This window comes from Brevibacterium antiquum (assembly GCF_016107655.1).
In the GTDB taxonomy this organism is placed as follows: Bacteria; Actinomycetota; Actinomycetes; order Actinomycetales; family Brevibacteriaceae; genus Brevibacterium; species Brevibacterium antiquum.
The window spans coordinates 295,731-308,598 of record NZ_JABASX010000006.1 but is presented as its reverse complement, the minus strand read 5'-3'; the positions used below and the strand labels follow the sequence as shown (position 1 = coordinate 308,598).

Below are 12,868 nucleotides of genomic sequence, written 5' to 3'. Positions count from 1 at the left end.
GAATTCTCCGGTGGGCGGACCGAGCCAGGCTAGTGGGGAGAGTCGCAGCAGGTCGAAGCCGTTCCGAAGTGTGAAATCCGCCAGTCGTCACGAGGCGCGAATGCGACAAGACATACAGAGACATACAATGACTGACAAGACATACAGAGACATACAAGAATGTTCCTTCTAGGAGGCTGAAATGTCGCTTCCCTATGTCATCCCGCCGTTGCCGAACGATCAGGATCAGCCGTCCCCATTCACGCCGACCTTTGGGCGCGTGCCACCAGTCCTCGCTGATCGTCAATCCTTCATCAACGACTTCGCCTATGCTCTCGATTCAGGTCCTGGTTCTCAAGGCCGCGCAACTTTTGTCACTGGGCAGAGAGGCGTCGGCAAAAGTGTGATGCTCAAGGTGTTCCGTGATGTCGCGGCATCGAGGCAATGGATTTCGGTGCATTCGGACGCATCCCCCGGATTCATTCGCCGGATAGCCGAATCGCGGATTCCTGAAGTCATTGATCAGTTGGACCCCGGCACAAACACCAAGACGCGACTGACAGGTGTGAATCTGCCATTCGGTGGTGTAGGAGTGTCGACTAAGACCGAAACCACCAACCCCATTGTCCGAGACTTCGAGCATCAGTTGAACAAGATCCTCATGCTGCTGGTCGAACACGGGACCGGATTGCTGATCACGTTGGATGAAGTCCACAAGGCGCAGTTGACTGAAATGCGAGAGCTGACCGGCACAATTGCCTATGCATTCAGCGAGGGAGCTCCGGTTGCCTTCGCTGCGGCCGGTCTTCCTGAGACAATCAACTCCTTGGTCAACGATGACATCTCCACCTATCTTCGACGCTCAGCGAGAGTCGAACTTGGAGATCTCAGTGACAGTGGGGTGCGGACGGGTCTGCTGGCACCGATCGAAGACCACGGGAAACGTATCAGCGAGGCAGCATTGAACAAAGCTGCCGACGCGACGGGGCGCTATCCCTACCTGGTTCAGCTGATCGGTGATCAGGCATGGAAGCGAGCTTCACGCCGAGTTGAAATCACCGACGCCGATGTGACGGCTGCCGTCGAAGCATCGCGCGGAATGATGTTTGAACAGATTCATCGGCCAACATTCAGCCAGTTGTCCGGGCGGGAGCGCGAATTCATGGTGGCCATGAGCGCTGATGCCGAAGACTCGGCGCTCAAAGATATTGCTGCTCGAATGGAGATCAGCGGAAAGAACGCAAGCGTATATCGCCTGAGGCTTTTGGCTAAAGGCGTCATCGAGGCTCCTGCCCACGGCAAACTCCGCTTCGCGGTCCCCTTCACGCGAGAATATCTCCGCAGCGCCTGATCGGATCTCCGTCAGCATAATATGTTGCTTGATCACCGGGCGTGAGACTCAATGACGTCCTTGATAGAATGGGTGACATGTACCTCGGTATTGCTTCGATGAAGTTGTGGGACCGCCGCTGACGGCGGCGGGACCTTCCTGATCTCTCGTTCGCCGTCCTGGCCTTTCGCCGGACGGTCCAATCGTGCTGTCCGGCTCCATGACGAGCGGAGAGAACGCAATGCCGATCACTTCATCCTTGAGAAACCGAACCCTGCCCGCAGGATCAGCCGCACACATTCGAGCAGAAGGCCTCCACGTCGCCCTCGGCGGCCGAACCATCCTCGACCGACTCGACGTCACGATCTCGGCCGGCTCGCGTCTGGCGATCGTCGGTGAGAACGGTCGGGGCAAGACGACCCTGCTGCACATCCTCGCCGGCACGCTGACCCCGGACAGCGGGACGGTCGTGCGTGCCGGAACCGTCTCCGTCATCGAACAGGACCTCGACGTTGACAATGACAAGACCGTCGGAGATCTCATCGACGACGCCATCTGCGAAGAACGTGCTGCCCTCGAAGCCCTCGAGTCGGCGACCGAACAGATGGCCCAAGGCGAGGCTGGGGCAGACGACGCCTACGCCGAGGCACTCGAACTGTCGATCCGATTGGATGCTTGGGACGCCGAGAGGCGCATCGACATCGCCCTCGAGGGGCTGAACGCCTGCACGGATCGTGACCGCACTCTGTTGAGTCTGTCCGTCGGGCAGCGCTACCGGGTCCGTCTGGCCGTGGTGCTCGGGGCGAACACCGATCTGCTGCTGCTCGACGAACCGACCAACCACCTCGACGCGGCAGCGCTCGAGTACCTGGCCGGGCGCCTGCGAGACCACCCCGGTGGAATTGCAGTCGTCAGCCACGATCGAGCACTGCTGCGGGATGTGGCGTCGACCTTCATCGACCTCGATCCCAGCCGTGACGGGCTGCCCCAGACATATGCTGGCGGCTACGAAGGGTGGCTCGAGGGTCGGCGAAGAGACCGCGAACGCTGGGAACAGGACTACGCCGCCGAGGTGGCCGAGCACGCGCGCCTGACGCAGGCGGCAGAGGACGCTCGTGGTCGCCTGTCGACCGGGTGGCGCCCGCCCAAGGGCACCGGCAAGCACCAGCGGGCGACTCGAGCCGACGGGATCGTGCGGGCCTTCAACCGTCGCACCGAGGACCTCGAGGCTCATCGGGTCACAGTGCCCCAGCCGCCGATGCGTCTGCGGTGGCCGGAGTCCCGGACTCGAATCGGCAGCCGGATTGTCGCCGCCGATGACATCACTGTGTCCAAGAGGCTGTCCGTGCCGGTGTCGGTGGAAGTCGACGGCGGTGACCGGTTGGCCCTCAGTGGCCCGAACGGTGTGGGCAAGTCGACTCTGCTGGCGGTGCTCGCCGGCCGAATCGAGCCGAGCGAAGGCACAGTGTTCCGGCATGCGGGTTCGCACATTGTGCTGCTGTCGCAGGAGGTGCCCGAATGGAACTCGGCGGCTCCGGCGCATCGTGTATTCAGCGACCACCTCGCCAAGAGCGGTCGAACCCGCGATGACGCGCCATCGCTGTCGAGTCTGGGCCTGCTCGATGCGGCTTCCGCAGGGTCGCCGGTGGGACGTCTCTCCCAAGGACAGCAGCGGCGGCTGCAACTGGCGATGTGTCTGGCTGAACGGCCGGACCTGCTGATGCTCGACGAACCGACGAATCATCTTTCGTCATCGCTGGTCGACGAATTGACCGAGGCGGTGGAGGCCACCTCGGCGGCGATCGTCGTCGCCACTCACGACCGGCAGATGCTCAGCGACCTCGAGTCCTGGCCGCGTTTCGAGCTGGATGGCTGACCTGACGCGGCCGCACCAGCTGGGCCCAGCCTCAGAGCTCGGAAAGCAGTGAGATCGGGTTCGCGATGAACGGCGTGAACAGATACCCCACGACCGGAATGATGAGAAGGAGTAGAGAGTAGCGCCGCCGAGGTGGCCTCGGCAGGGGTGACGAATCGCGGACCCGTGACATGCACAACCTCTTTAGCTTGCTCTGCGTCGACTGCCTCTGGCATCTGAGGCACGGCTCCTTCGTTCATCACGTCTTCGTGCTTTCCAGTAGTTGAGGAGCAACAAACTAACCATTTGCATGTTGCAAGAGAGCTTGACGGTACCATCGAAACGGCCAAGCGCCGTATGCGAAGACGGAACTTCCTCCCGGCCGACCTTTCATCGGCAGCCTGAAGCATTCGAGACGCACTTGACGGCCGTGTTCACAGCGTTGGCAGTCGCGAGGTTCATGCAGGCAATAACGGGCCTGTCGTTGAAGAAGATGATCATCGCGCTGAGGCCGCTACGGGAATGCACGGGCGAGAATGATGGGCACGAACCCGTGTTCCCACCCGAACTCACATCGACTGCCGCCGAGTCGGTCGGCAGAATCGAAGACCACGGGTCCGGGCAGGGACACTAACGTGAAGTGCCTCCGATCACAGCTCCGGCAGCAGGGAGATCGGGTTCTCGATGCAGTCGGCGACGAAGGTGAGGAACTGGCTCGGCTCGGCACCGTCGCAGGCGCGGTGGTCGAAGACAAACGACAGGTACATCACCTTGCGCACAGTGAGCTCGCCATCGACGACCCACGGACGTTCCTTGATCCGCCCCAGGCCGAGCATCGCGACCTCCGGCAGGTTGATGATCGGCGCAGAGCCGTCGACCCCGAACACGCCGTAGTTGTTGAGAGTGAACGTGCCGCCAGTCAGCTCGGCCGTGTTGAATTTGCCGGTCGACGCTTTGACGACGGTCTCGGACACGGAGTCGCGCAGCCGCCGCAGGCTCATCTCATCGGCGCCGTGAACGACGGGAACCATGAGGCCACGCGGCGTCTGCGCGGCCAGGCCCAGGTTGATGTCACCGTGGGTCACGATCTCGTTGGCTTCGGTGTCGATCGAGGAGTTGATGATCGGGAACTTCTTCAGCCCGGCGACGACGAATCTGGACACGAGTGAAAGCAGGGAGTACTTCTCTCCGGTGCGGGCCTCGAGGGTACGTTTCGTGTTCAGCAGTTCGGTGGCGTCGACGTCGAGCCAGATGGTCGCCTCGGGGATTTCCTGACGTGATCGCGTCAGTCGTTCGGACACGACCTTGCGCAGCCCCGTGATCGGAGTGCGGGTGTCGCGGTCGGCAGATTCCCCGGAATGGTCCACGCTCGCCGAGGCGGTGGTGCCGACATGGTCGCCACTGGCCAGGGCGGCATGGTTCGCGACCGGGGCCGTCGTGCCCGATTCGATGGCTTTGAGCACATCTGCCCTGGTGACAATGCCGCCAGGGCCGGTGCCTTGGAGATGTTTGGCACTGAGTCCATTGTCCTTCGCGAGCTTGCGCACGATGGGGGAGGAAACCGGAGAAGTCATCGGCTCGACTGCGGGCTCGGCAGCAGTGTGGGCCGGGGCTTCGGCAGCGGTATGAACTGGGGCTTCGGGGGCGGAGGCCGGGGGAGTGGCCGCCGCCGAAGCAGAGTGAGCATCCGGTGAGCCGCTGGTCTTCGCACCGAATGACCGCTGCTTCGTCGACCGTGCTTTGGGCTCGGACGTGCCGTAGCCGATGAGGTTCGCACCGCCGCTGTCAGTCTCTGCCGCCGAAACTGATGCCTCGCTCGAGACAGGGCCGGCACCGGAGTCCACGTCCGCACTCGGCCGGGCACTGGAGTCCGTGTTCGCACTCGAACCAGCACCCACCTCGGCGACGGAGAGCAGGGCCTGACCTGCGGATACGGTGTCACCGGCGGCCGCATGCAGCGCCTCGATGCGTCCTGCGAACGGGCAGGGCAGCTCGACGACGGACTTGGCGGACTCGACCTCGACGACCATCTGGTCGACGTGGACCTCGTCGCCGACATTGACCAGCCAGCTGATGAGCTCGGCCTCGGTCAGTCCTTCGCCCAGGTCGGGGAGGATGAAATCGCGGGCGCTCGTCGTGCGTGCGGAATTCCCAGTGTCGGCAGCACCGGACACACTCGTCTCGGCACTCATCACAGCTCCCAGTCCCAGGATTCGAGAGCATCGAGAATGCGTTCGGCGGTCGGCAAGAAGTACTCCTCGAGCTTCGGGGACGGGTAGGGCACATCAAATCCGGTGATCCGCAGGATCGGGGCCGACAGATGGGTGAAGTTGGCTTCGGTGACCCGGGCGGCCACCTCGGCGCCGTAGCCTCCGAACTGGGCGGCCTCATGGATGATCGCGGCACGGGACGTTTTGCGCACCGATGCGGACACGGTCTCATCGTCGAAGGGTGAGAGCGACCGCAGGTCGATGACCTCGATCGACAGTCCGTGCTCGGCACCTTCCTCGGCCGCGGCCAGGGCGGTGCGCACGGTGGGCCCGTAAGCCAGAAGAGTCACGTCGGACCCAACGCGTACAACCTGGGCTCGATCCATCGGTGCGGTCTGCACGGGCAAGCTGAGCTCGTCCTTCATCCAGTACCGCGACTTCGGCTCCATGAAGATCACCGGATCCTCGGAGGCGATGGATTCGCGCAGCAGGGAATAGGCATCGGCTGGGTTCGAGGGGGTGACGACGGTGAGGCCCGGGGTCGAGCACCAATAGGCCTCGGACGAATCCGAGTGGTGCTCGACGCCGCCGATATCGCCCGCGTAGGGAATCCGGATCGTCAACGGCAGGCTGACCTTGCCCTTCGTGCGGTTGCGCATCTTCGCCACGTGGGACACGATCTGCTCGAACGCAGGGTAGGCGTAGGCATCGAACTGCATCTCGACGACCGGGCGCATCCCGGCCATCGCCATGCCGATCGCGGTGCCGACGATCCCCGACTCCGCCAGCGGAGAATCCCAGACGCGTTCGGGACCGAATTCCTTCCGCAGGCCCTCGGTGACACGGAATACCCCGCCGAGGCGGCCGACGTCCTCACCGAAGACCAGGACGTTCTCGTCCTCGCTCAGGCTGTCGCGCAGAGCCTGGTTGAGCGCCTTCGTCATCGTCACCGAAACTGGCGTCGGAACGTCTTCTGCCGTGGTGGCAGCGGTGACGGTCATGACTGCGCCGCCGTTGCCAGCTCGGCCTCGAGCTTCTCCTGCTGTGTGGCAAGGTTCGCACGCGGGTTCGCATAGACGTAGGCGAAGAGTTCGCTCGGATCGACCTCGGCATCGGTATTCATGGCGTCACGGACGGAGGTGGCAAGCTCTTCGGCGCTCGCCGTGATCTCTGCCGCGCTCGCGTCATCGAGGACCCCGGCTGTGCGCAGGTGCTTCTCGAGGCGATCGATGGGATCGAACTGCTTCCAATGCTCGACCTCCTCGGCGTCACGGTACTTCGTGGGATCGTCGGAGTTCGTGTGCGACTCCATCCGGTAGGTCAGGCACTCAATGAGGGTCGGGCCCTCGCCGTTGCGGGCGCGTTCGAGGGCTGCCGTGACGGCGGCGAACACGGCGGCGATATCATTGCCGTCCACCCGGAGGCCGGGCATTCCGTACCCGGCGGCGCGGTCGGCGAGCATGGTCGCATTCGACTGCTCACGCAGCGGAGTCGAGATCGCATACTGGTTGTTCGCCAGCACGAAGACGGTCGGGGTCTGCCATACCGAGGCGAAGTTGAAAGCCTCGTGGGTGTCACCCTCACTGCTGGCGCCGTCACCGAGGAAGGTCAGGGTGCAGGCGTCTTCGCCCTTGAGCTTGGCGGCCATGGCGTAGCCGGTCGCGTGCAGAGTCTGCGTGGCAAGAGGTGTCGCCGCAGGTGAGGTGTGATATTCGTTCGGGTCGAATCCGCAGTGCCAGTCGCCGCGGAAGGCAGAGAGGATCTCCGTCACCGGAACGCCGCGGGTCAGCAGCGAAGCTGAGTCGCGATAGGTGGGGAACAGCCAGTCGCCCGGCGCCAGTGCGGTGGTAGCTCCGACTTCGATGGCTTCCTGGCCGGCGGCGGACGGGTAGGTCGCGAGTCGCCCCTGCCTGGTCAGGTGGGTGACCTGAGCCTCGAACCGTCGGACCTGCACCATCTTCTGGTAGAGACCCAGGAGGGTGCGATCGCTCGGGATCCTCAGCCCATCGGTGGGAACATCGGTGGGCTGACCGTCTGCACCGATGAAGCTGACTGGCTGCAGCTGGGGCAATGAACGGTGAGAGGTGGGAACGTCAATGGTCATGGCCCCATGGTGGCGTGAGCCGAGTCACCGATCCAGGGTCTGCCGTCAGGTCCGGACGGGGGTGCCGATTGTCTTGGGAAGAGTGGACGAAGTGTTCGGTTGCCGCGTGAGCGGAGGGACGTTTGGCCCGGGTCGATTAGTGCCCAGAACCGGGACGGTGTCCTTCCGCCTCATCGAGGATGAGCAGAGAGCGGGAGGACACCACGCCGGGGACTTCGTGGATTCTGCGCAGGATGACCTGGGACAGGGCCGTGTTGTCGGGAGCATTCACGGTCACCAGGGCATCGATGTCACCGCTGACGGCCTGAACCTTCTCGACGAACGGCAACTCTGCGAGGTCGTCTCTGACTTCGGGCCATGGCCGATCGCCGATCTTGACAACGACCACAGCGGTCACGGTCATGCCGAGGGCACTGCGGTCCACCTCGGCGGTGAATTTCCTGATCGCCCCGGACTCGACGAGAACCGAGAAGCGCTTGTGGGCAGCCGACCGGGAGATGTGCACCTGCTCAGCCAGCTGGCGGACGCTCAGGCGCGAGTCGTCGACAAGGGCGGCGATGATGCTGCGGTCGATGTCGTCGAGATCGAATGCCACGAGGCGCTCCTTCAGCGTTGATGCGGGCGTCGGACTCACCGGGTCACTTCCGTTTCCAAGGGCGGTCGTTGCCCGGTCACGGTCGGTGGCTCCATTCTAGGGCCCGTTTCTTGAGCGCGCTCTCACTCCTTCTGCAATCGCTTCAGTCGCCACGATGAGGACGCAATCGGTCTGTGCGGGTAGAATTTGTTCGAACGTTCGTACAATAAGCATGTTAGCTATGGCACACAGGAAGTAGGATGTCTGACTGAGTACTTTTCCGGGCTTCCTCACAGACCCGGGTGTCGGACGAGAACGTGCTGACTGTAGATTATGAGGCAGAAGTCTCATTTGCAGATGAATTGCCTCACGGAATAGGAGTCATCCTTGAAGATCGCGGTGTTGGTCAAAGAGGTCCCGGACACATACGGGGATCGGAAACTGAATTTGGAGACCGGCTTGGCGGATCGTTCCGCTTCGGAAGCGGTCCTCGACGAAATCGGCGAGCGTGCCCTCGAAGTGGCTCTCTCCTATAAGGATGGCAGCGACGGAACCGAGGTGACCGTCATTTCGATGGCGCCCGACACCGCGACCGCCACGATCCGCAAGGGCCTGGCCATGGGCGCGGACAACGCCGTGCACGTGTCTGACGAGGAGCTCCTCGGTGCCGATCTCGGCCTCACCGCCGAAGTCCTGGCAGCAGCCATTCGCCGTGGCGGCTTCGACCTCGTCGTGACCGGCAACGTCTCCACCGACGGCAACGGCGGCATGATTCCCGCGATGCTCGGCGAGCACTTGGACTTCCCACACGTGACCGGCCTGACCTCTGTCGAGATCAGCGACGGCAAGGTAGCAGGAACCCGCGGAGTCGAGGCCGGCAAGCAGGAAGTCAGCGCGCAGCTTCCAGCCGTCATCTCCATCACCGAGGCGCTTCCCGAGGCCCGGTTCCCGAACTTCAAGGGCATCATGGCGGCCAAGAAGAAGCCGTTCGAGGTCATCAGCCTGTCCGACCTCGAGGTCGATGCCAACGACCAGTCCACAGCACGATCGATCATGGTCACAGTGGCCGAGAAGCCGCCGCGTGAAGCTGGAGAGAAGATCGTCGACGAAGGAAACGGCGGAGCAGAGCTCGCCGAATACCTCATCAAGAACCGCTTGGCCTAAGGAGAATCGATATGTCCGAATTCCCACAAGACTCCATTCTCGCCGTCCTCACCGCCGATGCCGAAGGTCAGCTGGAGAAGCCGGCTGCTGAACTGCTCGGCGGCGCCGGTGAGATCGGTTCGCCCGTCGCGCTGATCCTCGCACCTGCCGGTCAGGGCGAGACCGCTGCGCAGCAGGCCGCATCATTTGGTGCTGCCCAGGTTCTCACCGCTGAGGTGCCCGAGGGCAACTCTGCGCTGGGAACCTTCGCAGTCGACGCCCTGAGTGCCGCGAGCGATCTCGTTGCCCCCGACGCCGTCCTCCTCTCCCACTCGATCGACGGACGCGACATCGCCGGACGCTTCGCAGTGCGCAGCGGTTCGGCTCTGTCCGTCGATGCCTTGGGTGTCGAGCGTGACAGCGAAGGCATCGTGGCCAACCACTCCGTCTACGGCGGCGGCTACACCGCATCCTCGGCACCGACTTTCGGTGCCCCGGTCATCACCATTCGCCAGGGATCCATCGAGACTCGTGGCGAGGCGCAGTCGACGAACTCTCAGGCCCTCGAGGTTGCCGATTCGGGCAAGCGCTCGGCCCAGATCGACTCCTTCGAAGCTGTCGTCGAGACGTCCTCGCGTCCCGAGCTGCGTGGCGCTTCGAAGGTCGTCTCCGGTGGCCGCGGTGTCGGCTCCGAAGAGTCCTTCGAGCTCGTCGGCGAACTCGCCGATGTCCTCGGTGCCGCAGTCGGTGCCTCCCGCGCAGCCGTCGACGCCGGCTACATCGCCCAGTCCCACCAGGTCGGACAGACCGGTGTCTCCGTGTCGCCGCAGCTCTACGTCGCACTCGGCATCTCCGGCGCGATCCAGCACAAGGCCGGCATGCAGACCTCGAAGACCATCGTCGCTGTGAACAAGGACGGCGAAGCGCCGATCTTCGACATCGCCGATTACGGCGTCGTCGGCGACCTGTTCAAGGTCGTCCCGCAGTCGATCGAGACCTTGAAAGCGAAACAGTCCTGATATGGCCACCTACTCCAGTTCGCTGCGCTCGGGCCTGCCCAGAGTTGAGGGCGGTGATCCATGGCCACCTGAAGGTGTCATCGGTGAGCCGCTCGAGCCGGGCGCCTCAGTTGTGTCGGAAGAGTCCTTCGAGCCGGAAGATTCGGCTGCCCCGGACGAGTCCGTCGACGAATCCGGCTCCGTCGGGACCGGTGCTGCCATTGGAACTGGGGCTGCCGTCGGCGCGGCTGGCGTCGCGGCGGGCACGACCGCTGTTGCCTCAGATTCGAATGAGGATGCGAATTCAGTAGATGACTCCGATGAGGGTCCAGGAGTCGTTGAGAGCTCAGAGTTCATTGAGAGCTCAGGGTCCGTTGAGGCGCTGGAGCAGCCGTCTGAGTCGTCCGAATCCGTCGCCGAGGCGAGCAGTGAGGTTCCGCTGCGCCGTGGTCTGCCTCGTGTCGAAGGCGGCGACCCGTGGCCGCCGGAAGGCCTCGCACCTGCCGGTGTGAAGGCTCCTTCGAGCACCTCTGATGCCGAGAGCGAACCGGAAGCTCAGTCCGACTCCGAGTCCTCTGCTGCTCCTGCCGCCGCAGTCGCGACAGCGGGTGCAGGAGCCGCTGTGGGCACAGCCGCTGTGGCATCAGGCTCCGGCGCTCGGGACGCAGCCGCTTCGGAAGAACCTGTTGCAGCTGAGACTGCGCCGGCTGAGTCCGCAGTGACTGAGCCTGCACCTGCTGGTGACGTTCCTCTGCGCAGGGGACTGCCTCGCGTGTCCGGGGGCGATCCGTGGCCACCAGAAGGTCTGGCTCCGGCTGGTGCGAAAGCCGCCTCGACCACTTCTGCGTCCTCCTCGGCGCCGGCAGCTGCGGTTGCTCCGGCCGCCGAAGCCTCAAACGCACCGACAGATCAAGAAGCTCCAGCTGCGGGTGAACAGCCTGCCGAGACGGAAAAGTCATCGGCAGCTCCAGCCGCTGCAGCAACTGCCGGTGTCGCCGGTGCAGCTGTCGGCGCTGGTGCGGCGGTTGCCGCGTCCGGGAAGAAATCCTCCGGCGAACTCAGCGACACACCGCTGCGCCGCGGATTGCCTCGCGTCGTCGGCGGTGACCCATGGCCGCCCGAGGGCTTCGCTCCGGCGAGTGCTGGCGCCACCTCTGCTTCGACATCTGCCTCGACCGAAGCGGACGCTTCACGTGCAGGCTCGGCCGACAGCACGTCGACCGGCGCCGCCTCGACGCCCGCTGCCACAGAGGCGGACACCGCTGCCCCGGCTGAGAAGCCGGCTGCGGACACCTCCGCACAGGCAGACACCTCCGCACAGGCGGATTCCGACTCCTCTTCGGCAGCTCCGGCCGCCGCAGCGGGAGCCGCGGCCGTCGGTGCAGGTGCGGCCGGTGCCGTGGCTGCCTCGTCGAGCTCGGACGAGAAGCCAGCAGCCGCCTCGGCGGAAGACAAGCCTTCTCGATCCGGACTGCCGAAGTCCACAGCACCGGCGCAGCGGAAGCCGATGGCCAAGCCCGCTGCCAAGGCCAGGGACAAGCCGACCGCGAAGCCGGCTGCCAAGCAGGCCGACAAGCCTGCCGCGAAGTCGAGCTCCGCACCGGCGAAATCTGCCTCGAGCTCGGCGGCGGCCAAACCTGCTGCCGCGAAGAAGAAGGAACCGACGATGATCGGTTCGAAGTCCGTGGGTCAGTGGGCGAAGCTCGGTGGCCTCGGACTCGGCGGACTCATCGTCGCTGCTGGGATCATCATCCTCGCGGCTCGTGGAGTCACGACTCTGCCCGGTGTGCCCGAGTTCCTCGAACGCTACCCGGGCGAATACCACCTGCCTGAGTTCGTCGACCCAGGGTTCCCCGCGTGGGCCCGCTGGACGCACTTCCTCAACTTCTTCTTCATCGTGCTCATCATCCGTTCGGGTCTGCAGGTACGTCACCAGCAGAAGCCGCCGGCTTTCTACACCCCGAAGAAGGGTGGCAAGAAGGTCAGCATCAACCTATGGCTGCACACGAGCCTGGATCTGCTGTGGCTGGCCAATGGTGTTGTCTTCGTCGTCCTGCTGTTCATCTCCGGACACTGGGCGCGGATCGTGCCGACCAGTTGGGAAGTCTTCCCGAATGCGGTATCGGCGATGCTGCAGTACATGACTCTCGAGTGGCCCGCTGAGAACGCGTGGGTCAACTACAACTCGCTCCAGCAGCTCATGTACTTCATCGTCATCTTCATCGCGGCTCCCCTTGCTGCGATCACCGGCGTGCGGATGAGCGAATGGTGGCCGAAGGATGCCACGAAGCTCAACAAGTTCTACCCGGCACCGCTGGCTCGTGCGATCCACTTCCCGACGATGATCTTCTTCGTCGTGTTCGTCCTCATCCACGTGTTCCTCGTGTTCACCACGGGGATCCTGCAGAATCTCAACCACATGTTCGCAGGCACACACGCGGACAACTGGGTCGGATTCATCTGGTTCGTGGTCTCACTGGCATTCGTCGTCGGAGGCTGGTTCGCTGCCAGACCAATGCTGCTGGCGCCGATCGCGAATATGTTCGGCCGGGTGTCCAGCCGGTAGCGGGGCTCGCAGCGGAGGAACGACTCCGGGGCGCAGCTGGAAGCGCGGGACGAGGAGGGCCCCTGCAGGACGATAGCGTCCTGCAGGGGCCCATTCGCTTTGACGGGAC

At 63.9% G+C, this 12,868-nt stretch carries 9 protein-coding genes; 5 read left to right on the top strand and 4 right to left on the bottom strand.

The genetic code is table 11. From position 1 onward, the window contains the following. Positions 1-181: 181 nt before the first annotated feature. Both JFC13_RS12365 and JFC13_RS12360 read left to right on the top strand, forming a co-directional pair. Complete coding sequence (locus JFC13_RS12365; RefSeq protein WP_198397364.1) at positions 182-1,330, top strand: ATP-binding protein; 1,149 nt, start codon at positions 182-184, stop codon at positions 1,328-1,330. Between the two features lie 220 nt (positions 1,331-1,550). Next, positions 1,551-3,185 carry an ABC-F family ATP-binding cassette domain-containing protein gene (locus JFC13_RS12360; protein ID WP_198397363.1) on the top strand — a complete coding sequence of 545 codons (1,635 nt, stop codon included), beginning with the start codon at positions 1,551-1,553 and terminating at the stop codon, positions 3,183-3,185. Between the two features lie 629 nt (positions 3,186-3,814). On the opposite strand, the gene JFC13_RS12355 is transcribed toward JFC13_RS12360, so the two are convergent. The 4 genes from JFC13_RS12355 to JFC13_RS12340 form a co-directional block, all read right to left on the bottom strand. Next, positions 3,815-5,356 carry a dihydrolipoamide acetyltransferase family protein gene (locus tag JFC13_RS12355; RefSeq protein ID WP_198397362.1) on the bottom strand — a complete coding sequence of 514 codons (1,542 nt, stop codon included), beginning with the start codon at positions 5,354-5,356 and terminating at the stop codon, positions 3,815-3,817. Further along, entirely contained in the window at positions 5,356-6,375 is a 1,020-nt protein-coding gene (locus JFC13_RS12350) for an alpha-ketoacid dehydrogenase subunit beta (protein ID WP_198397361.1), read from the bottom strand. The genes JFC13_RS12355 and JFC13_RS12350 overlap by 1 nt, the downstream gene beginning before the upstream one ends. Next, positions 6,372-7,478, bottom strand: a complete 1,107-nt coding sequence (gene pdhA, locus JFC13_RS12345; RefSeq protein ID WP_198397360.1) for a pyruvate dehydrogenase (acetyl-transferring) E1 component subunit alpha — start codon at positions 7,476-7,478, stop codon at positions 6,372-6,374. The genes JFC13_RS12350 and pdhA overlap by 4 nt, the downstream gene beginning before the upstream one ends. A gap of 136 nt (positions 7,479-7,614) precedes the next feature. Then, positions 7,615-8,073: an Lrp/AsnC family transcriptional regulator gene (locus tag JFC13_RS12340; protein WP_198397359.1), complete on the bottom strand. Its 459-nt coding sequence runs from the start codon at positions 8,071-8,073 to the stop codon at positions 7,615-7,617. 366 nt (positions 8,074-8,439) lie between these two features. Here JFC13_RS12340 and JFC13_RS12335 point away from each other — a divergent pair, with 366 nt between their 5' ends. From JFC13_RS12335 to JFC13_RS12325, 3 genes are read left to right on the top strand one after another with little or no spacing between them, the layout of a single operon-like run. Further along, complete coding sequence (locus tag JFC13_RS12335) at positions 8,440-9,216, top strand: electron transfer flavoprotein subunit beta/FixA family protein (protein ID WP_198397358.1); 777 nt, start codon at positions 8,440-8,442, stop codon at positions 9,214-9,216. 11 nt (positions 9,217-9,227) lie between these two features. Further along, complete coding sequence (locus tag JFC13_RS12330) at positions 9,228-10,214, top strand: electron transfer flavoprotein subunit alpha/FixB family protein (RefSeq protein WP_198397357.1); 987 nt, start codon at positions 9,228-9,230, stop codon at positions 10,212-10,214. A 1-nt stretch (position 10,215) separates the two neighbouring features. Beyond that, positions 10,216-12,759 (top strand): cytochrome b/b6 domain-containing protein, encoded by a 2,544-nt coding sequence (locus JFC13_RS12325; protein ID WP_198397356.1) that lies wholly within the window; start codon positions 10,216-10,218, stop codon positions 12,757-12,759. The last annotated feature ends 109 nt before the right edge of the window (positions 12,760-12,868 follow it).

Bases quoted from the DNA above. Each gene is read 5' to 3' on its own strand.
- JFC13_RS12365 (WP_198397364.1), top strand. From the start codon at position 182: ATGTCGCTTCCCTATGTCATCCCGCCGTTGCCGAACGATCAGGATCAG.
- JFC13_RS12360 (WP_198397363.1), top strand. From the start codon at position 1,551: ATGCCGATCACTTCATCCTTGAGAAACCGAACCCTGCCCGCAGGATCA.
- JFC13_RS12355 (WP_198397362.1), bottom strand. From the start codon at position 5,356: ATGAGTGCCGAGACGAGTGTGTCCGGTGCTGCCGACACTGGGAATTCC.
- JFC13_RS12350 (WP_198397361.1), bottom strand. From the start codon at position 6,375: ATGACCGTCACCGCTGCCACCACGGCAGAAGACGTTCCGACGCCAGTT.
- pdhA (WP_198397360.1), bottom strand. From the start codon at position 7,478: ATGACCATTGACGTTCCCACCTCTCACCGTTCATTGCCCCAGCTGCAG.
- JFC13_RS12330 (WP_198397357.1), top strand. From the start codon at position 9,228: ATGTCCGAATTCCCACAAGACTCCATTCTCGCCGTCCTCACCGCCGAT.
- JFC13_RS12325 (WP_198397356.1), top strand. From the start codon at position 10,216: ATGGCCACCTACTCCAGTTCGCTGCGCTCGGGCCTGCCCAGAGTTGAG.